Origin of the sequence: Streptomyces sp. NPDC091682 (assembly GCF_044756625.1) — a bacterium.
GTDB lineage: Bacteria > Actinomycetota > Actinomycetes > Streptomycetales > Streptomycetaceae > Streptomyces.
Genome location: NZ_JBIVTH010000018.1, coordinates 128,552 through 151,692 on the forward strand (window position 1 = coordinate 128,552; position 23,141 = coordinate 151,692).

At 72.4% G+C, this 23,141-nt stretch carries 19 protein-coding genes; 7 read left to right on the plus strand and 12 right to left on the minus strand.

Features of this window, described 5'->3' with window-relative positions:
* The first annotated feature begins 8 nt into the window (after window positions 1–8).
* The gene (locus tag ACIQK6_RS33235) at window positions 9–3,416 is read left to right on the plus strand and encodes an AfsR/SARP family transcriptional regulator (protein ID WP_402696331.1); all 3,408 of its coding nucleotides are present in this window, start codon (window positions 9–11) and stop codon (window positions 3,414–3,416) included.
* 56 nt (window positions 3,417–3,472) lie between these two features.
* On the opposite strand, the gene ACIQK6_RS33240 is transcribed toward ACIQK6_RS33235, so the two are convergent.
* The 3 genes from ACIQK6_RS33240 to panB form a co-directional block, all read right to left on the minus strand.
* Window positions 3,473–4,324 carry an ABC transporter permease gene (locus ACIQK6_RS33240; protein ID WP_329102600.1) on the minus strand — a complete coding sequence of 284 codons (852 nt, stop codon included), beginning with the start codon at window positions 4,322–4,324 and terminating at the stop codon, window positions 3,473–3,475.
* A complete protein-coding gene (locus ACIQK6_RS33245; RefSeq protein WP_402696332.1) occupies window positions 4,321–5,346 on the minus strand; it encodes an ATP-binding cassette domain-containing protein in 1,026 nt (341 codons plus the stop codon). Before ACIQK6_RS33245 ends, ACIQK6_RS33240 begins: the two co-directional genes overlap by 4 nt.
* Before the next feature lie 120 nt (window positions 5,347–5,466).
* Entirely contained in the window at window positions 5,467–6,336 is an 870-nt protein-coding gene (gene panB, locus ACIQK6_RS33250) for a 3-methyl-2-oxobutanoate hydroxymethyltransferase (RefSeq protein ID WP_329102603.1), read from the minus strand.
* 288 nt (window positions 6,337–6,624) lie between these two features.
* Between panB and ACIQK6_RS33255 the strand changes: the two genes are divergently transcribed.
* Window positions 6,625–7,653 carry an endonuclease/exonuclease/phosphatase family protein gene (locus ACIQK6_RS33255; RefSeq protein WP_329102605.1) on the plus strand — a complete coding sequence of 343 codons (1,029 nt, stop codon included), beginning with the start codon at window positions 6,625–6,627 and terminating at the stop codon, window positions 7,651–7,653.
* Window positions 7,654–7,759: 106 nt separating this feature from the next.
* Here ACIQK6_RS33255 and ACIQK6_RS33260 read toward each other — a convergent pair whose 3' ends face one another.
* From ACIQK6_RS33260 to ACIQK6_RS33275, 4 genes are all read right to left on the minus strand, one after another.
* Window positions 7,760–9,514, minus strand: a complete 1,755-nt coding sequence (locus ACIQK6_RS33260; protein ID WP_402696334.1) for an NAD+ synthase — start codon at window positions 9,512–9,514, stop codon at window positions 7,760–7,762.
* Window positions 9,515–9,585: 71 nt separating this feature from the next.
* Window positions 9,586–10,995 (minus strand): hypothetical protein, encoded by a 1,410-nt coding sequence (locus tag ACIQK6_RS33265; RefSeq protein ID WP_402696336.1) that lies wholly within the window; start codon window positions 10,993–10,995, stop codon window positions 9,586–9,588.
* 157 nt (window positions 10,996–11,152) lie between these two features.
* On the minus strand, window positions 11,153–12,775 hold the full coding sequence (locus ACIQK6_RS33270) for a multicopper oxidase family protein (protein WP_329102611.1): 1,623 nt from the start codon (window positions 12,773–12,775) through the stop codon (window positions 11,153–11,155).
* A 92-nt stretch (window positions 12,776–12,867) separates the two neighbouring features.
* The gene (locus ACIQK6_RS33275; protein WP_329102613.1) at window positions 12,868–13,326 is read right to left on the minus strand and encodes a hypothetical protein; all 459 of its coding nucleotides are present in this window, start codon (window positions 13,324–13,326) and stop codon (window positions 12,868–12,870) included.
* 72 nt (window positions 13,327–13,398) lie between these two features.
* Here ACIQK6_RS33275 and ACIQK6_RS33280 point away from each other — a divergent pair, with 72 nt between their 5' ends.
* Both ACIQK6_RS33280 and ACIQK6_RS33285 read left to right on the plus strand, forming a co-directional pair.
* Entirely contained in the window at window positions 13,399–14,100 is a 702-nt protein-coding gene (locus ACIQK6_RS33280; RefSeq protein ID WP_329102615.1) for a DUF998 domain-containing protein, read from the plus strand.
* Window positions 14,101–14,123: 23 nt separating this feature from the next.
* Window positions 14,124–15,023 (plus strand): alpha/beta hydrolase, encoded by a 900-nt coding sequence (locus tag ACIQK6_RS33285; protein ID WP_329107983.1) that lies wholly within the window; start codon window positions 14,124–14,126, stop codon window positions 15,021–15,023.
* On the opposite strand, the gene ACIQK6_RS33290 is transcribed toward ACIQK6_RS33285, so the two are convergent.
* The 4 genes from ACIQK6_RS33290 to ACIQK6_RS33305 form a co-directional block, all read right to left on the minus strand.
* Window positions 15,008–15,427, minus strand: coding sequence for a CBS domain-containing protein (locus ACIQK6_RS33290; protein WP_329102617.1), 420 nt, complete (start codon window positions 15,425–15,427; stop codon window positions 15,008–15,010). The two genes, ACIQK6_RS33285 and ACIQK6_RS33290, sit on opposite strands and share 16 nt — an antisense overlap.
* Before the next feature lie 252 nt (window positions 15,428–15,679).
* Window positions 15,680–16,411 (minus strand): DUF305 domain-containing protein, encoded by a 732-nt coding sequence (locus ACIQK6_RS33295; protein WP_329102620.1) that lies wholly within the window; start codon window positions 16,409–16,411, stop codon window positions 15,680–15,682.
* A complete protein-coding gene (locus ACIQK6_RS33300) occupies window positions 16,408–17,109 on the minus strand; it encodes a DUF3105 domain-containing protein (protein ID WP_402696338.1) in 702 nt (233 codons plus the stop codon). The genes ACIQK6_RS33295 and ACIQK6_RS33300 overlap by 4 nt, the downstream gene beginning before the upstream one ends.
* 58 nt (window positions 17,110–17,167) lie before the next feature.
* The gene (locus ACIQK6_RS33305; protein WP_402696340.1) at window positions 17,168–17,572 is read right to left on the minus strand and encodes a hypothetical protein; all 405 of its coding nucleotides are present in this window, start codon (window positions 17,570–17,572) and stop codon (window positions 17,168–17,170) included.
* Between the two features lie 172 nt (window positions 17,573–17,744).
* Between ACIQK6_RS33305 and ACIQK6_RS33310 the strand changes: the two genes are divergently transcribed.
* The 3 genes from ACIQK6_RS33310 (at window position 17,745) to ACIQK6_RS33320 (ending at window position 20,980) form a co-directional block, all read left to right on the plus strand.
* A complete protein-coding gene (locus ACIQK6_RS33310; RefSeq protein WP_030717411.1) occupies window positions 17,745–19,106 on the plus strand; it encodes a glutamine synthetase family protein in 1,362 nt (453 codons plus the stop codon).
* A gap of 175 nt (window positions 19,107–19,281) precedes the next feature.
* Window positions 19,282–20,283: a hypothetical protein gene (locus tag ACIQK6_RS33315; protein ID WP_329102624.1), complete on the plus strand. Its 1,002-nt coding sequence runs from the start codon at window positions 19,282–19,284 to the stop codon at window positions 20,281–20,283.
* A gap of 157 nt (window positions 20,284–20,440) precedes the next feature.
* Window positions 20,441–20,980 carry a hypothetical protein gene (locus ACIQK6_RS33320; RefSeq protein ID WP_329102626.1) on the plus strand — a complete coding sequence of 180 codons (540 nt, stop codon included), beginning with the start codon at window positions 20,441–20,443 and terminating at the stop codon, window positions 20,978–20,980.
* A gap of 78 nt (window positions 20,981–21,058) precedes the next feature.
* Here ACIQK6_RS33320 and ACIQK6_RS33325 read toward each other — a convergent pair whose 3' ends face one another.
* Window positions 21,059–23,134, minus strand: a complete 2,076-nt coding sequence (locus ACIQK6_RS33325) for a PIG-L family deacetylase (protein ID WP_402696341.1) — start codon at window positions 23,132–23,134, stop codon at window positions 21,059–21,061.
* Window positions 23,135–23,141: the final 7 nt, after the last annotated feature.

Consider the following 23,141-nt stretch of genomic DNA (forward strand, 5'->3'; position numbering starts at 1 on the left):
ATGGGCCGGTGCGTTACGCGATCCTCGGAACCGCCCAGGCCATCCACGACGACGGGAGCCCCGTCGCCGTCGGCGGAGCACGCCTGCGGGCGCTCCTGACGGCGCTCGCGCTGCGACCGGGGCGGGTGGTGCCCGCTCCGCTGCTCGTCGCCGAGGTGTGGGACGGCGATCCGCCGGCCGACGCGGTGGCGGCCCTGCAGGCGCTGGTCGCCCGGATGCGGCGGGCGCTCGGGCACACGGCCGTGCGGTCCGCCGAAGGCGGCTACCAACTGGTCGCCGAGCGGGAGGACGTCGACCTGTACCGCTTCGAGCGGCTGGTCCGGGCCGGCGGCCGGGCGCCGGACCCGGCCGAGGCCGCGGCCCTGTACGAGGAGGCCCTCGCCCTGTGGCGCGGACCGGCCCTCGCCGACCTGCCGGACCCGGCTGCGGAGGCCGCGCGCTGGGAGGCCGTACGGATGGATGCGCGCCGGGGTCGGCTCGCGGCGGCCCTGGCCATGGGCGAGGCGGAGCGGTGCCTTCCGGAGCTGACCGCACTGTGCGCGCAGCAGCCGCTGGACGAGTCGTTGCACGCCCTGCGCATCCGGGCCCTGCGCGACGCGGGCCGCCCGGCGGAGGCGCTGGCCGAGTACGACAGCCTGCGCCGGGAGCTGTCCGACCGGCTCGGCACCGACCCGGGCCCGGAACTGCGGGCCCTACACGCCGAACTGCTGACCTCGGACGCGCAGCCGCCGACCACCGCGGCCACCGCCGCTACCGCCACGGCCAGCGCGGCTACCACCGCGGCCGTCGGCGGCGCGCCCCCGGCCGCCCCCGCCCCCGTCCCCGCCCCCACCCCCGCGTCCGCGGGAAACCTTCGGGCGCGCCTGACCACCTTCGTCGGCCGTGAGGACGACATCCGCACCATCGGGGACGACCTCGCGCGGGCCCGCCTCGTCACGCTCCTCGGACCCGGCGGCGCCGGCAAGACACGGCTGTGCCAGGAGGCCGCCGAAGCCCAGGACGAGAGCGCCTGGCCCGATGGCGTCTGGCTCGTCGAGCTCGCTCCCATCGACGGCCCCGGCGACCCGGAAGACGTCGCCGAAGCCGCCCTCGCCGCGCTCGGGGCCCGGGAGACCAAGCTGCGCGGCGCCGCCGCCGACGAACTGCGCGCCTTCACCGAACGCGCCGGGGACGACCCCCTCGACCGGCTCGCCGAGCACTGCGCACGACGCCGGCTCCTGCTGCTGCTCGACAACTGCGAGCACGTCATCGACGCGGCCGCCGCCCTCGCGGAACGCCTCCTCACGCACTGCCCCGACGTCCGGATCCTGGCCACCAGCCGCGAACCCCTCGGCGTCCCGGGGGAGTCCCTGCGCCCGGTGGAACCGCTGCCCGATCCGATCGCGCTGCGGCTGCTCGGTGACCGGGGGGCCGCAGCCCGCGCCGGGTTCACCATCGAGGAGGACCCGGCCGCGGCCGCCGAGATCTGCACCCGCCTCGACGGTCTGCCGCTGGCCATCGAGCTGGCCGCCGCCCGGCTGCGGCTGCTCACCCCGCGCCAGATCGCCGACCGCCTCGACGACCGCTTCCGCCTCCTGACCAGCGGTGCCCGTACCGTCCTGCCCCGCCAGCAGACCCTGCGCGCGGTCGTCGACTGGTCCTGGGAGCTGCTCGACGAAGCCGAACGCACCGTCCTGCGCCGGCTGTCCGTCTTCGCCGGCGGCTGCGACCTCGCCGCCGCCGAGGCCGTCTGCGCCGACCCCGCCCGCGAAGCCTCTTACGACCCCGCCGGCCCCGCCCGCGACGCCTCGTACGACCCCGCCGACGTCCTCGGCTCCCTCGTCGACAAGTCCCTCGTCGTGGCCACCCCCGGATCCGACGGCCGCGGCATGCGCTACCGCCTGCTGGAGACGGTCGGCGAGTACGCCGCCGAACGCCTCGCCGAGGCCGGCGGCGACCGCGAGGCCACCGAGCACCGCCACCTCGTCCACTACCGGGAGCTCGCCCGCACCACCGAGCCGCTGCTGCGCGGCCACGGCCAGCGGGCGGCCACCGACCGGCTCGACACCGAGTACGAGAACGTGCGCACCGCCCTGCGCCGGGCCGTCGCCGTCCGCGACACCGACGAGGTCCTGTGCCTGGTCCACGCGCTCGGCTGGTACTGGCACATGCACGACCTGCGCTCCGAGTCCCGGCACTGGGCCGAGGCCGCCGCCGCCCTCGGCCCCAACCCCTTCGAACCGCCCTTCGTCCCCGCCGAGCCCGTCTACGAACGGCTCGTCGACACGCCGCCGCCCTACTCCGCCGAAACGCGGACCGAGGGCTGGCGCGCCCTCAACCTGGTTCTGCTGGCTTCCCGCGACCAGACCAACGAGACCTGGAACACCCCCTCGGTCCGCGCCCTGATCGACGGGGTCCTCGCCACCTACCGGCCCGGACTGCCGCAGACCTGCCGGACCCCCGCCTCCCTGTGGATCTACGCCGTCATGATCGCCGGCGACCCCGGGTTGCTCCAGCGGGTCGTCGACGCGACCGTCGCGACCGCCCGCGAGCTCGGCTACCGCTGGGAACTGGCCTCCGCGCTCCAGCTGCGCGCCAACATCCTCGCGAACCGGGCCGACTGGGCCGGGGACGCCTCGCGCGACGCCGACGAGAGCCTGGCCCTGTTCCGCGAACTCGGCGATGCCTGGGGCTGCGCCGAGGCGCTGTCCGCCCGCGCCGAGGCCCGGGAGAAGCGCGGCGAGTATGCACTGGCCGCCCGCGACTACCAGGAGGCCATCGCCTACGCCGAACGCCTCGGCGCCATGGCCCAGGTGACGGTGCTGCGCGTACGGATGGCCGGGACGCTGACCGAGGCCGGCCGGATCGAGGAGGCCGAGCAGATCCTCACCGAGATCACCGCGACGGTGCAGCGGTACGGCAACGAGGCCATGCCCGCCGCCCGGATGTTCTTCGCGGGCATCCTCGGCCGTACGGGACGGATCTCCGAGGCGCGCGACCAGCTGCAGATGCTGCGGGACGAGTTCGCCTTCGGCGCGTTCGCCATCTTCGACGGCTTCCTGCTCGCCACGATGGCCTGGCTCGACAACCGGCAGGGGCTGCACGAGGACGCCCTCGACCGGCTGCGCCGGGGCATGGTCACCGTCATGGACCCGATGGCGCGGATGGTGGCCCCGCAGATGCCCGCCGTCTACCTGCTGATAGCGGCCCTCTCGCTGGTCTCGCTCGGCGGCCCGCGCCGGGAGTACGACGCCGCCAGGCTGTTGGGCGCCTACCGGGCGCAGCTGCCGCCCGCGCACTTCCCGGTCACGACGGAGCGCGAGGACCACGCCCTCGCGCAGGAGCTGGCCCGGGCCGCGCTGGGCGACGCCGGCTATGAGAAGGCGTACGCCGAAGGCGGTGGCCTCTCCCTGGAGGAGGCCACCGCCCTCATCTGATCCGGCCCCCGGCCGGTGCCCGTCCGGGACGCGATCCGAACGGATCGGTCCGCGGATCAGGTCTTCTGGCGGAACTTCCGTACCGCGAGCGGCATGGTGACCGCGGTGATGGCCAGCGACCAGATCAGGGTCATCCACACCGAGTCGCCGACCGGAAGGCCGTTGATCAGGGCGCGGGCCGCGTCGGCCAGGTTCGACAGCGGGTTGTAGTCCGTGAAGGACTGCAGCCAGCCCGGCATCGTGGTGGGCGGGGCGAAGATCGAACTGCCGAACTGCAGCGGCATCAGGACCATCATCGCCATGCCCTGGACGGCCTGCGGGGTCTTCAGGGTGAGGCCGAGGAGGACGAAGATCCACATCAGCGAGGCGCCGAAGACGGCCGACAGCCCGATGGCGAGGAACAGGCCCAGCACCGGACCCTTGATCGACAGGCCGAGCAGGAAGCCCACGGCGAGCAGGATGGCGATGGCCACCATCATCCGGCCGAGCTCGACGACGATCTTGGCGATGAGCACCGACGACCGGGCGATGGGCATCGACCGGAACCGGTCCATGACGCCCTTTTTGAAGTCGTCGTTGACCCCGGTGCCGACACCCATGGCGATGTTCATGCCCATCATGGCCATGAGGCCCGGGACCACGTAGTTGACGTACTCCGCCTGGTTCCCCTTGCCGGAGATCGCGCCGCCGAAGACGAACACGAACAGCAGCGTGAAGATGATCGGCATGAACACGACGTCGAACATCGACTCGGGATCCTGCTTGATCTGCAGGGCGTTGCGGCGCACCAGGGCGCCGATGTGCCGCAGGTTGCCCCGCAGGCCGATCCGGCCCTCGCCGTGCGGGGCGGCCACCGGGGCCGGACCGGGCGCGGTGGGGGCGGGCTTCGTCGTGGTTACGGTGCTCATGCCGCGACCTCCTCGGTCTTCTCGGTGGGAACGCCCGCAGGTGTCGTCGCCTCGACGGAGACGGGCTTCTGGCCGGTGATGGCCAGGAACACCTCGTCGAGGCTGGGCAGGTAGGTGCCGAGGTCGGCGATGGCGTACCCGCGGGCGGCCAGCAGGCCGACGACGGCCGTCAGCTGCTCGTCGCTCAGGATCGGGACCAGCAGCACGCCCTCGTCCGGTACGGCCTGGCTGCCGGCCACTCCGTCCAGTCCGGTCTCGGCCAGCGCGCGGGCCATGCCCGGCAGGTCCGAGGCGTCCACGGGGCGGATCCTCAGGGTGCGGCCGCCGACGCGCGCCTTCAGCTCGTCGACCTTGCCGTTGGCGATGACCTTGCCGCGGTCGATGACCGTCAGCTCGCTGGCGAGCTGCTCGGCCTCCTCCATGTACTGGGTGGTGAGCAGCACCGTGGCGCCCTCGGCGACCAGGCGCTGGACCTCGTCCCACACCTCGTTGCGGGTGCGGGGGTCGAGACCGGTGGTCGGCTCGTCCAGGTACAGAACGGCCGGATTGCCGATCAGCGAGGCGGCGAGGTCGAGCCGGCGGCGCATGCCTCCGGAGTAGTTCGCGGCGGCCTTCTTGGCCGCCTCGGTCAGCGAGAACCGCTCCAGCATCTCGTCCGCGCGGCGGCGGGCGTCCTTGCGGGAGAGGTCGAGCAGCCGCCCGATCATGTAGAGGTTCTCCCAGCCGGAGAGCTTCTCGTCGACCGAGGCGTACTGACCGGTGAGGCCGATGGTGCGGCGCAGCTGCCGTGGCTGGCGGACCACGTCGAAGCCGGCGACGGTCGCCGTGCCGGCGTCCGGGACGATCAGGGTGGAGAGGCAGCGCACCAGCGTGGTCTTGCCGGCACCGTTGGGGCCGAGGACCCCGAGGACCGTGCCCTCCGGTACGTCCAGGTCGACACCGTCGAGGGCCTTGGTCTCGCCGTAGTGCTTGACGAGCCCCCGTACCTCCACGGCGTTGGGCTTGTTGTCGTTTCGCGTCATGTCCTCATGGGACCAGCCGCCACTGACAAAGCACCGACAGCCGACCGACAAACGTACGACAGACGTACGACAGCCCGCCGACACGCGGTCGGCGGGCCGTCGGTCCGGCGCTCACTCCCATCAGTGGAAGGCGTGCTCCGCCTGGGGGAACGATCCACCGATCACGTCCTCGGCGAAGGCCTTCGCCGCGTCGGTCATGGTCTCGCGGAGCTTCGCGTACTGCTTGACGAACTTCGGCATCTTCCCGCCGGTCAGGCCCATCATGTCGGTCCACACCAGCACCTGCGCGTCGCACTCCGCGCCCGCGCCGATGCCGACCGTCGGGATGTGCAGGGACCGGGTGACCTCGGCGGCCAGCTCGGCCGGGACCAGCTCCAGCACCACCGCGAACGCTCCCGCGTCCTGAGCGGCCTTCGCGTCGCGCAGCAGCTGGTGCGCGGCCTCGTCGCCGCGGCCCTGCACCCGGTAGCCCATGGCGTTGACGGACTGCGGGGTCAGGCCCAGGTGGGACATGACGGGGATGCCGGACTGCACGATCAGCTCGGTCTGGGCCAGCGAGCGCTCGCCGCCCTCCAGCTTCACCGCGCCGACCCCGGCCTCCTTGACGAGGCGGGTGGCGCTGCGCAGGGCCTGCACCGCGCCCTCCTGGTACGAGCCGAACGGCATGTCGCCGATGACCAGCGCACGGCTCGTGCCGCGCACGACGGCCGCCGAGAGCATGGACATCTGGTCCATCGTCACCGGGACGGTGGAGTCGTAGCCGAGGTGGCAATTGCCCATGGAGTCGCCGACGAGGATGACCGGGATGCCGGCCTCGTCGAAGACGGACGCGGTCATCGCGTCGTAGGCGGTGAGCATGGGCCACTTCTCACCGCGTTCCTTGGCGAGGGCCAGGTCGCGGACGGTGATGCGCCGGGTGCCCGTGCCCCCGTACAGGGTGGCGGAGGCCGCGGATGCGGGTTCGCGGGCAGGCGAAACGGCAGGCGTCATTGCAACTGCTCCTTGTGTCATCTCGAGGCGCCCTTACGACGTCCCCGGACTCACCCCCCATGGTGGCATCCACGCGGGCAAAGGCGGTAGTGGTCCGTGGCGCGAGCCCGGCCACGGGGTCCAATGTGCGCGTTTCGTGACAAGCGGAACCCTCTGCGCACGGCCGTTCGTCCTCCCGGACGTACGACCGTGACCGACGGTCGTGACGTACGGCACGGAAGGCTCCGGTTCATCGCCTAGGGTCAAGGGGCGGGGACGGAGCGCGAGCGCGGCAGTGAGGGCAGTGGTATGGCACAGGCGTACATGACGGATTCGGGGAACGGCGGCTCGGAGTCCGAGCCCTCCGGGACCCGCCTCCGGCGCCGGCTGACCGTACTGCGCAAGGACCCCGGAACCTGGCGGCGGGGCTGGGTCCTCGCCGGGATCGCCGTACTGATCTCGCTCGTCATGATCTTCCATGCGGAGCTGCCCAACGACGTGGGCAACCTCGGCAGCCTCACCGAGACCTTCCTGCCCTGGCTGGGTCTGGTCGTCCCGTTCCTGCTGGCCGGGGCCGTCTACCGGAAGTCCGCCACCGCGCTCCTCGCGGTACTGCTGACGGCCGCGGTCTGGGCGAACCTCTTCGGCGGCCTGATCAGCGACAAGTCCGGCTCCGGCGGCAACCTGGTGGTGGCCACCCACAACGTCGACGCCGACAACGCCGACCCGCGCGGCACCGCCGATTCGGTCGCCCGGTCCGGGGCCGACGTCCTGGCCCTGACCGAGCTCAAGGGCAGCGCCGTGCCCGTCTACGAGAAGTCCCTCGGGGCCGTGTACAAGTACCACTCCGTCGAGGGCACCGTCGGCCTGTGGAGCAAGTACCCGATCACCGCGAGTGCGCCCGTCGACATCCGGATGGGCTGGACCAGGGCCATGCGCGCCACCGTCACCACCCCCCAGGGGGAGGTCGCCGCCTTCGTCGCCCACCTGCCCTCCGTCCGGGTCAAGCTGAACGCCGGCTTCACCGCCAACCAGCGCGACGACAGCGCCGGCGCGCTGGGCGCCGCGCTCGCCGCCGAACGGCTGAAGAGGGTCATCCTGCTCGGCGACCTCAACGGAACCATGAACGACCGCGCCCTGTCCGAGGTCACCTCGCAGATGCGCTCCACCCAGGGCGCGGCCGGCGATGGCTTCGGCTTCAGCTGGCCGGCGGAGTTCCCCATGGCCCGGATCGACCAGATCATGGTCCGCGGCATCCGGCCGGAGGCCTCCTGGACCCTGCCCCGCACCGGCAGCGACCACCTTCCCGTCGCGGCCCGGGTCACCGTGAAGCCCTGACGGACGCGGTCGGGCGAAGGCCCCGGTCGCTCTCCTCGGAGAGCGACCGGGGCCGCGCCGTGTCCGCCGGGGGCGTCCCCGCGCGTTCGGGGGCGTCCCGTGGCGGCTACGCCCGCTCGCGCCAGCCGTTCGTGATGGGCAGCCGGCGGTCCTTGCCGAAGCCCTTCGCGGAGATCTTCGTGCCCGGCGGGTACTGGCGGCGCTTGTACTCCGCCGTGTCCACCATCCGCAGGGTCTTGGCCACCAGCTCCGGATCGAAGCCGGCCGCCACGATCGCGTCCAGGCCCTGGTCGCGGTCCACGTACATGGCCAGGACCGCGTCGAGCACCGGGTAGTCGGGCAGCGAGTCCGTGTCCACCTGGCCCGGGCGTAGTTCGGCGCTCGGCGGCTTCACGATCGAGTTCTCCGGGATCGGCGGGACCTCACCGCGCTCGGCGGCGGCCCGGTTGCGGTATTCCGCGAGCCGGAAGACGTCCGACTTGTAGACGTCCTTGATCGGGCCGTACGCGCCCACCGAATCGCCGTACAGGGTGGAGTAGCCGACGGCCAGCTCCGACTTGTTGCCCGGGGCCAGCACGATGTGGCCCTCCTGGTTGGACAGGGCCATCAGCAGGGTGCCGCGCAGTCGGGACTGGAGGTTCTCCTCGGCCAGGCCGGTCAGGCCCAACGAGCCCATGTAGGCGTCGAACATCGGCTCGATGGGGACGGTCCGGAAGTTCAGCCCGGTGCGCTCGGCCAGGTCGGCCGCGTCGCTGCGGGAGTGGTCCGAGGAGTACTTCGAGGGCATCGAGACGCCGTGGACGTTCTGCGCGCCGATCGCGTCGCAGGCGATCGCGGCGACGAGCGCGGAGTCGATGCCGCCGGAGAGCCCGATCAGGACGGAGCGGAACCCGTTCTTCTTGACGTAGGCGCGCAGTCCCACGACCAGCGCGTCGTAGACCTCCTCGTCGTCGTCGAGCCGGTCGGCGTAACCGCCGGTGACCACCGGCTCGTACGGCTCCACGGGCTCCTCGGAGAGGATCACGCGCTCGATGCGCAGCCCGTCGTCCACGACGCCCTCGGGTGCGTCGGGGTGGGCGGCCGGCAGGTCGAGGTCGACCAGGACGCAGCCCTCGGAGAACTGCGGGGCGCGGGCGATGACCTGTCCGTCGGCGTCGACGACGATCGAGTCGCCGTCGAAGACCAGCTCGTCCTGGCCGCCGATCATCGCCAGGTAGGCGAGGGTACAGCCGGCCTCCTGGGCCCGCTTCTGGACCAGTTCGAGCCGCAGGTCGTCCTTGTTGCGCTCGTACGGGGACGCGTTCACGGAGATCAGCAGCCCGGCCCCGGCGGAGCGGGTGGCCGGGACCCGGCCGCCCTCCTGCCAGAGGTCTTCGCAGATGGCCAGGGCCACGTCGATCCCGCCCACCCGGATCACCGGCTGCGTGTCGCCCGGCACGAAGTACCGGAACTCGTCGAACACGCCGTAGTTGGGGAGGTGGTGCTTGGCGAAGCGCAGGACGACCTGCCCGCGGTGCAGCACGGCGGCCGCGTTCTCGGGGGAGCCCGCCGGGCGGCCCAGGCGGGGCACGGCCCGCTCGGTGCGGTCGAGGTAGCCGACGACGACCGGCAGCTCGCCGAGGCCTTCGGCGGCCAGCCGCTCCGCGAGCTCGCGCAGCGCGGTACGGGAGGCCTCCACGAAGGAACCGCGCAGGGCGAGGTCCTCGACGGGGTACCCGGTCAGCATCATCTCCGGGAACGCCACCAGGTGGGCGCCCTGCTCGGCGGAGTGCCGGGTCCAGTGGACGACCGAGTCGGCGTTGGCGGCGATGTCGCCGACGTGCGAGTCGATCTGATTCAGAGCGAGTCGAAGTTGAGGCACGGGGCCCAGTGTAATCGTCTTTCTGACGCGATGTCCTGGGCCCCGTCTGTTTCCCGTCCGGTGACGTTCCGTCAGCGGATCGGGCCCGCGTACTTCACGTTGTCGAGCATGACCCCGGGGGAGATGTCCGCGGTGATGCTCTTGGTGCCCTTGGGGACCTCGAAGGCCAGGATCCCGCTGGCGGTTTCGCCCGGCAGGATCGAGCCCCTGATCATCTTCGGCACGTTGCCGGAGTCGTAGGCCATCTCGGCGGCCATGCCCTGGTCGTCGCGGACGTTGGGCACGGCGTAGATCACTTCGTGCGGTGAGGACGAACCGTTGGTGATGGTGACGGTGAGCTGGACCGCGTTCTTGATCCTCTCGCGGGAGTACTCGCCCTTCGCCTCGTACTTCGTCGGGGTCGAGAGGCTCACCTTGATGCCGTTCGGGTAGGTGAAGGTCTCGCCGAACGGCAGCGCGCTGGTCAGGCCGGGCACCTGGGTGGGTGACGGGGACTTGGAGGGCCAGGGCTCACTGCTGGGGTAGTCGCCGTCCGGCCCCCACTCCTCCTCGATCTGCCGGTCGATGTGGTGGTCGGCCCGGTCGACGACGAGTGCCGTGAGGAAGAAGCCGCCGACCGAGGCGAACAGGCCGAGCGCCGCGAGGACGGTGCCGACGACGGCCATCGACTTCCTCGGGGCGCCCTTGTTGGCACGGACGATACCGCCGATGCCGAGGCCCGCGCCGACGGCGGCGAGCAGGGTGCCGAGCCAGAAGAGGAACGGGATGATGCCGAAGAAGAGGCCGAAGCCGCCGGTGATGACGGCGGCGACCGCCAGGCCGTTGTTGTTCGGGGCGGCCTGGGGGTATCCGGGGTATCCGGGGTATCCGGCATACCCCGGGTATCCCGGGTGCGTGGTTCCGGGGAAGCCCGGGGTGGGCTCGCCCCACGTGTGGCCAGGTGCGCCGGGTGCGGCAGGTGTGCCGAAGGCGGCCGCCGGGGCGGGAGCGGGAGCGGGCGGCGACGGCGGGGCGAACGACGACGGGGCGGGAGCCGGCTCCGGGGCGGCTGCGGCGGGCGCCTCGGGTGCCCGGGCCGCCTCTGGAGCCTCAGGAGTTGCCGGGGTCTTCTCCGGCGAGGGCGTCTGCGCCGGAGCCTCGGGGGTTGCCGGGGCGGTCGGGGTCTTGTCCAGTGAGAGCGGCTGCGCGGGTGTTTCGAGGGTCGCCGGGGTCTCGTCCCGTGAGAGTTGCTCCGTGGGTGCCTCGGAGGTTTCCGGTGCCTCGGGTGTTGCCGGGGCGGTCGGGGTCTTGTCGAGCGAGAGCGGCTCGGTGGGTGCCTCGGAGGTTTCCGGTGCCTCGGGGGTTGCCGGGGCGGCCAGGGTCTTGTCGAGCGAGAGCGGCTGCGCGGGTGCCGGTATGGATTCCGTCTCGGGTGTCGGGCTGCCCGCCGGCTCGGTCGGCGGACCGACGGGAGTGCTGGGCGGGTTCGGCGGGGTGCTCATACCGGCGGGGGCGTCCTTTTGTCGCGGCAGTCGTGATCACCGCAAGGGTGTCATGTTCGCGCCCGGGGCCGCCCCGAATTCCTGCCCGCGTGCCCGCGTGCCCGCTTCCCCGCCCCGCCCGGCCCGGGGCCGGGGGTCGGGCGGGGCCGGCCGTGATCTACAGCTGGTAGCCGAGCACCGTCATCATCCCGGACTCCGAGTGGTAGACGTTGTGGCAGTGCGTCATCCACAACCCGGGGTTGTCCGCGTCGAAGTCCACCGTCAGCCTGCGCCCCGGCAGGAGGATCGCGGTGTCCTTGCGCGCCCCGCCCTCTTGCCCGCCCAGCGCGAAGGTGTGCCCGTGCAGGTGGACCGGGTGCCACATGGGCGTCGCGTTGGCGAACTCCAGCCGGACCCGCTCGCCCGCCCTCACCGGGTGCCGCTGGTCGGGCGTGTACGGCTTGCCGTCGAAGGCCCAGTTGTAGTTGGTCATGCTGCCGGTCAGTCGGAGCTGCACCGTACGGTCCGGGTCGCGCGGGGCCAGCGCGACCGATTCGGCAGCCCTGAGCGCGTCCGCCATCAGCGGCGGCGCGTCCAGTTCGGCCGGCCGGGTCGCGGCCGTCGGCGCCGTTCCCGACCCGGTGCGCAGCACGGCGAGCGCCGAACCCTCCTTGCCCTCGGCGAGTGCGGTGAGGGGGAACACCCCGTCCTTGGCCGTGACCAGGACGTCGTACCGCTCGCCCATGCCCAGCAGCAGTGACCCCGTCCTCGTCTGCTCCACCGGGTAGCCGTCGGTGTGGGTGACCGTCAGTTCGTGGTCGCCGAGGGCGATCCGGAAGGCGGTGTCCCCGCCGGCGTTGATGATCCGCAGCCGGATCCGGTCGCCGGGTTCGGCCGTGAGGACCGAAGGGTCGTCCGCCACCCGCCCGTTGATCAGGTAGTACGCGTAGACGACGTCGCCCGCGTCCCCGCCGAGGTAGTCGCTGTGGCCGCCCATGGCGACGTAGGAGCGCTTCTTGGCGCCGCCGGAGGAGAGGGAGGGCGAGGGGGAGGCGCTCCGGCCGCGGGCCGCGTGGGCTCCGCCGTTGCCGTTCATGCCCTTGCGGAGCTCGGCGAGGACGGCGTCCGGAGTGGCTCCGTCCACCCCGTCGATCCAGTCGTCCAGGACCACCACCCACTCCTTGTCGTAGGAGAGGGGCTCCTTGGGGTCCTCGATGATCAGCGGGCCGTACAGGCCGCGGTCCTGCTGGACCCCGGTGTGCGGGTGGAACCAGTACGTGCCCGGGTTCGGGACGGCGAACCTGTACGGGAAGGACGCGCCCGGGGCGATGTCCCGCTGGGTCAGCCCCGGGACCCCGTCCATGTCGTTGCGCAGGGTGAGGCCGTGCCAGTGCAGGGAAGTGGCCTCGGGGAGGTTGTTGGCCAGCGTGAGGGCGAGCGTGCCGCCCGCGGTGGCCCGGACCTCCTGGCCCGGCACCCTGTCCCCGTACGCCCAGGAGCGGACGGTGATGCCGGCGCCGAGGTCGAGCGGGGTGGCGGTGGCGGTCACCTTGACCTCGGTGAGCGGGCCGGTGGCCTTGCGGGCGGCCTCGGCGGCCTGCACTTCGGGTCCGGCCGGGTCCACGTACCCCTCGGGCACGTTCCCGGCGGAGCCGCCGTGGTTCATTGAGCCGTGGCCGGAGCCGGCGGAGCCCCCGGAGCCGGCTGCTCCGGGGGAACCGGAGCAGGCGGTGAGCAGACCGGTGCCGAGGACGGCCGCGGATGCGCCGAGCACGGTGCGACGGGTGGGAAGAGAGCGCATGGGAGCACCTCATGGGTGTGGTGTTACGGATGCATGGGCACGGATCGGCGCCGCCCCGGGCATGCGCGGGCATGCGGGGCGGCGGCGTCGGCCTACACCCGCAGGACCGCCAGCCGGGTGAGGAGCTCGCGGGGCGAGGGCGGGTCCGGACCACTGCCGGACCGGACCGGTATGCGGGCCGCGCCCCCGAGCGGCGCGGCGCGTCGGGATCCGGTCCGACCGGTGCCGATGAGCAGTACGACGAGCCCCGCGAGCACGGCGAGGCAGACCGACGTCGGGTCCATCTCGGTCGCGGGCACCGCGTGCCCCCACCAGGGGGTGGTGGGGGAGGGCGCGTCGGCGGCCGCCGGTGCCGAGGTGTGGCGCGCGCCACCCGACCCGACCGGGACGGGCTGCCCCGCCGAGGCAACGGAGTGGGCCGCAGACACGTCTTGCACGGCGTGGGACTCAGTCGGATGGCCCAGGGTGTGCATCGTGACGATGCCCAGCAGTAGCGCGGCGAGCAGCAGCAACCGGTCCCCCGGGGCGGCTCGCTGAGCGCTGCGCGTCATGCCGGGAACCCTACCGGGGGTGGGTATCCGATCGGAGGACCGACCCCGCGTCTGCTTAGGATTAGTCACACTATGTCCCCACATGGGCTCTCGCCGCGGAGCGCGTGGCCGGTCGCCACGCTGATCGGTCTTGCCGCGGCCGCCTACACCGCGTGGGTGCTCGAAGTCGTCCTCTCCACGGGCCTCAACCCCATCGAGACGTACGTCAGCGAACTCGCCGCCCAGGACCAGCCGCTCGGCGGCCTCTTCCGGGCCACCGACTTCACCGCCGGGCTGCTCGCCTTCTCCGGGGGGCTCCTGGCCCTCTTCCGGCTGCTGAAGTACGCGGAGTCCCGCCGCGCCTGGGCGGTCATCGGATGGGCCGGGGTCGCCCTCTTCGGCGCGGCCACCGCCGCCGACGCCTGGTTGCCGCTGAGCTGCCAGCCCACCGTGGACCCCGAATGCGCCGCCCTGGAGACCGCCGGACTGGTCCCCGCGACCCACCAGGCCCACGCCGTCAGCAGCAGCCTCGCCATGACCGGGGCCCTGGTCGGCCTGGTGGCCCTCACCGTTGCCGCCCGCCGCTACCGCTGGTTCGCCCCGCTCGCCCGCTACGGCCCCGCCCTCGTCGCCCTCGAACTGCTGGCCACCGTCTGGACCCTGTCCGCGATCGCCCTGTTCACGGCCGGGCGCGGGACCTGGGCCCTCGGCGCCGGTCAGCGGCTCCAGGTGCTCCTCGTCGCGCTCTGGCTGGGCCTGCTCGCCCACTCCGTCCACAAGGAAGGCCGTACGTGAGCGCCACCGGCCGGTTCGTCCGCATCGACCGCGTCGAAGGGGTCGGCGGGGGCAACGGCGCCCACCGCGTCGACGGGGTTCCGCTGCACGTCGTCGTCGAAGGCCGGGGGCCCGTGTGCGTCCTCAGTGCCGGGCTCGCCATGGCCTGGTTCGACTGGGACCCGGTCGTCGCACCGCTCGTCGCCGCGGGCCGCACCGTCGTCCGCTTCGACCGCCCCGGACACGGCCTCAGCGGCCCCGCCACCGAGCCGCCCACCACCGCCGGGGAGGCCCACCGCATCGCCGGGCTGCTGGACGCGCTGGGGCTCGGCGCCCGCGCGGCCGGGCCCGTCACCGTCGTCGGGCACTCCATCGCCGCCTTCCACGCCGAAGCCTTCGCCCGCCTGTACCCGGAGCGCACCGCCGGGCTCGTCCTGGTCGACGGCAGCACCGAGGAGGCCCCGCACGCGGCCCTGCCCGTCGCACTGCGCACCGGGGCCGCCCGGTCGCTCGGCCGGGCCGTGACCGCCGCCGGACTGCCGGCCGCGCTGGGACCGCTGCTCCGCCGCGTCACCGTACGGGCCTCCCGCACCGGCGGCTCCGACCCGGCCGCACGGGACCTCGTACGCCGCTGCTACCGCACCGGCCGGGTCTGGCGCGGCGCCCTGTTGGAGAACTCCCGCTACCTGGACATGGCCGCCGAGCTGCAGGTCCTGCGGGGCACGCACCCGCTGGCCGCCCCCACCACCGTCCTGGCCGGTCACGACGGCTCGGCCGGACGCTCGGCCCTGCGCTGGCTGTCCCGGCAGGCGGACCTCGCCGACCTGCTCGGCGCCCGCTTCGAGGTCGCCGAACCCGCCGGCCACCTGGTCATGCTGGACCGCCCGGGCCAGGTGGCCCGGGCGGTCCTGGCAACGGCCGGGCAGGATCAGACCCGCGCGTAGACCTTCTCCACGAAGGTGGCCATCTGGTCGTCGGAGAGGTGCTGGGCGAGGTCGGCCTCGCTGATCATGCCCACCAGCTTCTTGTTCCGGATCACGGGCAGCCGGCGGATCTGGTGGCTCTGCATCTCCTCCAGCACGTCACCGACGTCCGCGCCCGCGTCGATCCAGCGCGGGGTGCCCCGGGCCATGTCGCCGCAGGTGACCTTCGCCGGGTCGTGGCCCTTCGCCACACAGTTCACGACGATGTCGCGGTCGGTGATGATGCCGCACAGCCGCTCCTCGGCGTCGCTGATGGGCAGGGCACCCACATTGAGCCGGGCCATCAGCTGGGCGGCCCGGTCGAGGGTCTCGGTGGCGGGAATCCACTGGGCCCCGGGGTGCATGATGTCTGCGGCAGTGGTCATCGCTGAACCTCCTGAGCACGCCGTTCGACACCGGGCGCGGGCGCGTCCGGTGCGGCGGTCTCCCACGGGCCGGTACGGGTCCCACAAGCGGTCCACACGGCGGTCCACACGGCGGTCCACACGGCGGTCCACACGGCGGTCCACACGGCGGTTCACACGGTGGTCCACAGGGCCGTCCCACCGCCGTCCACACGGTGGAGCACGCCCGTACGGGTGAGAGGGCGCCTCTCACCACGGTACGGGCGTGTCCCGTCACCCGCGCGGCGCGGCTCCGCGCTGCCGCAGCATGTCCGCCATCAAGGTGAGCTCCGAGCGCTGCGCGTCGACCATGCCCTGCGCCAGCGCCCGCTCGACCGGGGTCTCGCACTGCTGCGCACAGCCCTCGGCCATCGCGACGCCGCCCTTGTGGTGGTCGGTCATGAGCTGGAGGAAGAGCACCTCCGCGTCCCTGCCCGAGGCGGCACCCAGCTGGTCCAACTCCTCCTTGGTGGCCATGCCCGGCATCAACGCACCGGGCTTGGCGGCGTCCGCGCCGCCACCGTGCCCCGCATGCCCGCCGCTACCGCCGTGGCCGCCCGAGGTTCCCATCCAGGACATCGGCGGTTCGCCGGCCACCACCTTCGGCAGCCCCCACAGGTCCAGCCAGCCGAGCAGCATGCCCCGCTGGTTGGCCTGGGTGTTGGCGATGTCGTAGGCGAGCGTGCGCACCGCCTCGTCCTGGGTGCGGTCGCGGACGATGAAGGACATCTCCACCGCCTGCTGGTGGTGCACCGCCATGTCCCGGGCGAAGCCCGCGTCCGGCGACCGGAGCCCCGGAGTGCGGGGCGCCGCCGTACGGTCCGACGGACCGGGATGCGCGGAACCACCGCCGTTCGCGGCGGCCACCGTGGCGGCAGCCGCGAACAGCAGGGCCAGCAGGACGGCCGTGCCCGCGACCCAGTACGTACGGGGGACGGGGCGGTCGGCGCCGGCCGGCCGGCTCACTTGCCGGCCAGCCCGCTCGTGCAGGCCGCGCCCGGCTCCGGGGTCTGCTCGCCCTGCACGTACTTCGTGAAGAACTGCGACACCCGCGGATCGTCCGCGCTGTCCACGGTCACCTGCTTGCCCCACGCGCTGAGCATGATCGAGCCGGTCTGCTCCTTGACCGGGCTCATCAGCGTGTACGGGGTCTTGCCCACGGTCGCGGCGAGCTTGTCCACGTCGGCCTTGGGGGCCTTCTCGTTGTACGTCACCCAGACCGCGCCGTGCTCCAGCGAGTGCACGGCGTTCACCTCCGGCACCGGGTTCTTGTAGACGTCACCGTTGCAGTTCATCCAGCGGGGGTGGTGGTCGCCGCCGACCGGCGGGTTCATCTCGTACTTCACCGGGGTCTCGACGTGGTTGCGGCCCAGCGTCTTCGCGTCCCAGAGCTGCTCGCCCGAGACCGGCTGCTTGCGGATCTCCTCGGCCTCCTTGCGGATCTTCTCCGCGGCCGCCTGCTTGCGCTGCTCTTCCTGCTTCTGGCCGATCAGCACCCAGGCGCCGAAGCCGACGAGGCCCACGACGACGGCCGATGCGGTCGTGATCGCGATGGCCTTGTTGCGCCGCTCCTTGATCTGGTCGGCGCGGCGCATCTCGGCTATGCGTGCTTGACGGGAGTTCGGGTCGGTGTGCTGGTTGGTCCTGCCGGACTTGCTGGCCATGTGCCCTGGTTTCCTTCTGCTGAGGGGGGTGGATGAACGCGAAACCGAACCGGACCACTCAGGTCCGCAGCACCTGGAGGGCATACAGGTCAGGGGCGCGCGGCGGAGCCCCGTACAGCCGGATCCGCGATGCCCCGGAGGCGATCGCGGCGGGCGCCGGCGCACCCACGGAGCCGGTCACGGCGGGCGGCGGCACGGGCAGCACACCCGGCGTGACGCGCGTGCGCGGCGAGCAGCCGGGCAGGTCGTACGGAGACACGCAAACGGCGTGTGCCGGTGCCTGCGCCCCTCCACCCGCCGCCGCCTGCTGTACCTGCGCACCGGGCCACGGGACGTGCGACTCGCCGGACCGCGCGCACAGCAGCACCGTGCCGGCCAGCACCGCGAAGACGACCAGCAGGACGGCACGCCGAACCCCGGGACGTCCGCGACGCCCCGACTGCATGTGCTGCCGGCCCCCCATGGGCGCAGATGGTAATGCTCATGACGGCTCCCAGGTCAGTGCGGGGGTGCCGCGAGCTTTCCCGGGTGCGTAATGTGGCGGAAACCACGACTGGCGATACTGGGCGCGCCCGACTGTGCCCCAACGGTCGAGGCGGTGGTGCACGGGCCGTCTGAACTGCGAGGATGAAGGCATGGACAAGCAGCAGGAATTCGTCCTCCGGACGCTTGAGGAGCGCGACATCCGCTTCGTGCGCCTGTGGTTCACCGACGTACTGGGCTTCCTCAAGTCCGTCGCGGTCGCGCCGGCGGAGCTGGAGCAGGCCTTCGACGAGGGCATCGGTTTCGACGGCTCCGCGATCGAGGGCTTCGCGCGGGTCTACGAGTCCGACATGATCGCCAAGCCGGACCCGAGCACGTTCCAGATACTGCCGTGGCGCGCGGAGGCCCCCGGGACCGCCCGGATGTTCTGCGACATCCTGATGCCGGACGGCTCGCCGTCCTTCGCGGACCCGCGCTACGTCCTCAAGCGCATCCTGGCCAAGACCTCCGACCTGGGCTTCACCTTCTACACCCACCCGGAGATCGAGTTCTTCCTGCTGAAGGACAAGCCGCTGGACGGCACCCGCCCGGTCCCGGCCGACAACTCCGGCTACTTCGACCACACCCCGCAGAACGTGGGCATGGACTTCCGCCGCCAGGCGATCACCATGCTCGAATCGATGGGCATCTCGGTCGAGTTCAGCCACCACGAGGGCGCCCCCGGCCAGCAGGAGATCGACCTCCGCTACGCCGACGCGCTCTCCACGGCCGACAACATCATGACCTTCCGCCTGGTCATGAAGCAGGTGGCCCTCGAACAGGGCGTCCAGGCCACCTTCATGCCGAAGCCGTTCTCCGAATACCCCGGCTCGGGCATGCACACCCACCTCTCCCTCTTCGAGGGCGACCGCAACGCCTTCTACGAGTCGGGTGCCGAGTACCAGCTCTCCAAGGTCGGCCGCTCCTTCATCGCGGGCCTGCTGAAGCACGCCGCCGAGACGGCGGCGGTCACCAACCAGTGGGTCAACTCCTACAAGCGCATCTGGGGCGGCTCCTCCCGCAGCGCGGGCGCGGGCGGCGAGGCCCCCTCGTACATCTGCTGGGGCCACAACAACCGCTCGGCCCTGATCCGGGTCCCGATGTACAAGCCGGGCAAGACGGGCTCCTCGCGCGTCGAGGTCCGCTCGATCGACTCGGGCGCCAACCCGTACCTCACCTACGCGGTCCTCCTCGCGGCCGGCCTCAAGGGCATCGAGGAGGGCTACGAACTCCCGGCGGGCGCCGACGACGACGTCTGGGCCCTCTCCGACGCCGAACGCCGCGCGATGGGCATCGAACCCCTCCCGCAGAACCTCGGCGAGGCCATCTCCCTGATGGAACGCAGCGAACTGGTCGCCGAAACCCTCGGCGAGCACGTCTTCGACTTCTTCCTCCGCAACAAGAAGCAGGAGTGGGAGGAATACCGCTCGGAGGTCACGGCCTTCGAGCTCCGCAAGAACCTCCCGGTCCTGTAAGGCCAGGTCAGCGCCCTTGCGGGCCACGTACGACACTCCGGGCCGGTGGTCGACGACCACCGGCCCGGAGCCGTCTCACTGACCCTGGGCCGGCGGACCGAGAGGGGGTCATCCGATTGCGTGGTCCTGGAAATGCGGTGCCGGGGTGCCGTTGGGGCTGCTTATGGTCGTGACCATGACGACGACGTTTGAGCTTGTGCCCGGGAGGATCACCACGCGTGATGAGGTCGTGGCTGCGTTCGGCGGTGGGAAGTACCAGGGCATCGAGCCGGCCAACGAGGCGAAGAAGGTGTTCGTCTACTCCGACCCTTCCGCGGGCGAGGAGTACGGCTACACCTTCGACGGCCGCGCCGAGGACGACGAGTACGGTCCGCTGTACCTGTACACCGGCTACGGCGCCAACGGTGACCAGGAGATGAAGAGCCGCAACAAGTCCCTGCGGTACCACGTCGAGGACGGTCGTGAACTGCACCTGTTCGTCGCGCACGGCAAGGTGCCGGGTGGTAGCGGCGCCATGCGCCAGAGGTACATCGGGCAGATGACCGTGGACCCGATCAACCCCGTCGTGATTCGCCGCGGCCCGGGCCAGGACCACAAGATGCGCAACGCTCTGGTGTTCCGGCTTCGGCCGGTTCCGGGGTCGTCGCCGGCATGGAAGGAAGAGGACTGGCTCAAGCCGGCGGCCGGCAACGACGTGGAGGACGTGGACACGGTCCCGGTGATTCCCGCGCAGACCAGCGTGAAGGACAAGAAGTCCGAGCAGCACACCACCTCGGAGACGATCGCTGACGTTCCCGGAGGGCCTCGTACCGTTCTACGTCGTGAGGGCCTGCTGATGGAGGCGTTCAAGAAGGACCTCGAGGCCGCTGGGCACCTGCACAAGTCCTTCCAGATCACCATCGCCGGTGAGGTGGGCGCCCTCACCCCTGACCTGTACGACATGACCGATCACGTGCTGTACGAGGCCAAGGGGCTGACCACCCGCACCAACATCCGCATGGCGATCGGTCAGCTTGCCGACTACCGCAGGCACCTCCCCGACCCGGAGGGCCTGAGGGTGGCCGTGCTGCTGCCCAGCGAGCCGAGCAAGGACGTGAAGGACCTGCTGGCATCGCAGAACGTGTACCTCGTCCACCAGACCGAGGACGGCTTCGCCGGATTCCCCTTGGCCCACTGAGGGGCGGTGTTCGGCCCAGCGGCCTTTGCCGCGACGGCTCCGGCCGGTGTGATGGCCCCCCAGTACGAGTCGGGGTCGAGGGATCAGGGGCCGGCAGCACCTAGCATGTTGCTCCCGTCCGGGCAGGCGACGGTCATACGGGTGTGGGAGAAGTGGTTTGAGTAGGCGCAAGGGCTGGGGTGTGGGGGCGGCCGTCGTGGGCGTTGCGGTGTTCGCCGGGGTGCTCGGGGTCGGCGGGGCCGTGCTGGCTTCGCCCGAGGAGGACGGGCTCGACGGCAGTTGGGTTCGGGAGCCCGCCGGGGCGGAGGTTGCGGCCCGCGCCGGGGGAGATCCTTCGCGGGCCACGGTCGCGGCGGAGCTCGCCGCCGCCGCGGCTGCGGCCGGGCTCACCCCGGGCGCCCCGTACCCCGCGGAGCAGGGGGAGCTCGCCGACTGCATCGCGGACTGGACGGGCGACGGCCCCGCCGACGACGGACGGCTGGCGGCTCTCGAAACCGCTCTGGAGGAACGCGGCTGGCAGGTCACGGCCCGCCGGGGCGGGCCGGCTCCGGGGGTGGCGCTCAAGAGCGGACCCTGGCGCCTGCACTTCACCAACGGCGGCCTCATCGACACCCTTTCGCTGACGGCCACCCACTCCGGCCGCACCTGCGAAGAAGCCTTCCGCCGCGCCGAAGCGACCCGCGGCCCGCACGGTTAGGTCGCCCCTTTCGGGCCCTGCCGGTCGAGCCAGCATCCTTTGGCGCCGAGCGTCCCTCCAGCCACCGCCAGGACGGCGTCAGTGGACCGCGCGGTGCCAGGTGGGGCGGTTGGGGGTGGTGGGGGTGGTGGGGGTCGTCGTCGTGTGGAGTTCGGCGTCCAGGCCCAGCACCGCCGTCGTGATGGTGCCCGAGGGTTCGAGGACGGCCGACGGGGCGCCCGCGAAGAGCATGCCGGATTCGACCCATGCCGGGGGGCCGCCGAGGCCGGTGGTGCTGATGGTGCCGCTGTCCGCGCGGCCCACCATGAGGCGGCCCGCAGCGCCGACCGCGCCGTAGCCCGCGCGCCCGCCCGCCTCCGTGACGCTGGAGACCTGGGGCCGGACCGAAGGGCCCGCCGTGACCAGCGCGGTGCGGACGACACCCGAGTCCGGGCGGCGGAAGAAGAGGCGGACGCCCGCGCCGTCCGGGGCGGCCGAGAGGGGGACCGTGGTGGCGGGCAGGCCCGTCGGTGCGGGGCCGAGCAGCGGGGTGTCCGGGGTGCGCTGGGTCCAGGCCAGGACGGACGTCGTGGTGGTCGCGTACACGTGGCGCCGCCCGGCCGCGTCGATCGCCGTCACCGGGTCGCTCTGCAGGTCCTCGCCGCCGAGCCGCTCCCACGCCGAGAAGCTGCCGTCCGGCTGCTGGGTGCTCGCGCGCAGGGTGCGGCGCGAGTCGCGGAGGTAGACGGTGAGGAGGCCCCGCGCGTCCACGGACACCGCGGGCGCGCTGATCGCCGAGGTGCCCTCGTCGTCGGTGCGCTCCGGGGTGCCGAGCGACTGCCACGGGCCGAACGGGCCGTCGGGCACGGGCTGGACGGCGTACACGACCTCGCGCCGGTACTCCGCGGGCGTGGGGCCGAAGGTGGTGCGGGTGGCGAGGACGGCGATGCGGCCGCCGGGGAGGCGGGCGGCGGTGGCCCCCGGGTCGATGCCCGTGCCCGGGAGGAACACCGGGCCCGCCCAGTCGCCGCCGGCGTTGCGCGTCCAGTACGCGCTCTGGCCGTCCAGCGTCGCGAAGGCCCACAGGCGGCCGGGCGTTCCCTCCGTCAGCCAGGAGGTGTGGTCGGCGCGGGTGTAGCGCAGCGACTGGGCCCAGTTGCGCCCGGTCGGGTTGCCCGCGACCTTGCGGTCGCCGCAGCCCGACGGGCTGCCGCAGTAGTCCTGGTGGTCCTGCCAGGCGTAGGTCTTCAGGAAGCCGGTCTTGGTCTCGGCGGTCTGCGGGTCCAGCGCGTGCGGGAGGGTGCTGTTGTGGTAGCCGAGGTAGCTCTGGACCGTGAAGTGCGGGCGCCTGCTGACCTGGGCGGCGTAGGCGGCGGTGGCGGCCTGTGCGAAGCGGGCCCCGTACATGTGGTCCTGGTGGTCGGTGTAGCGGCCGGTCCCGTTCTCGCCGTACCGGTTCGGCGTCGGGTCCTGCATCCGTATCGTCGTCGGCCGGTAGCGGTCCAGGACCTCGACCACCGCCTGGACGAGCTGGTCCTTCGTGTAGGTGAACGGCCGTTTCACCGGGGTGCCGGAGGTGAGCTGGGCGTCCAGCGCGGGTATCCGGCCGTTCCACAGGCCGCGCAGGCTCTCCGGGGTGTCCCCGCCGGTGCTGCGGGCCTCCCGGAGCATCAGCCACACCAGGTTGACCTGCGGCTTCGCTATGAGGACGTCGAGCTCGGCCTGCCCGCCCCCGGCGGTGGGTATGACCGTACGCTTCCACGCGCTGGTGCGGTCCCCGGTGGCCATCTGCGCGTACGCGGAGCGGATGCCGTTCTGCCGGGCTTCTGCGTAGTGGGCGCGGTCGGCGGGCTGTTCGGGGTCGGAGGCGGCGCCGCCGTGGGCTTCGTTGCGGCCGTCGGACTCGCCGGAGGTGAGGTAGGCGGTGGTGACCTGGGTGCCGGACAGCAGGGACCGGCTGAGGTCCGGGTTCATGAAGAACAGGTCGTCGTCGGGGTGGGCGACGATCTGGACGACCGAACCGGCGGTGACGCTCGCGGGCCGGGCCGCGGCCGGGTGCCTCTCCTGGGTGGCTTGGGCGGTGGTCTGCTGGCCGCCGGCCACGGAGAGCACGCCGGTGGTGCCGGCTGTCAGCACGGTGAGCAGGGCCGCGAAGCGGCGACGGGTCACGGGCATCGGGTCA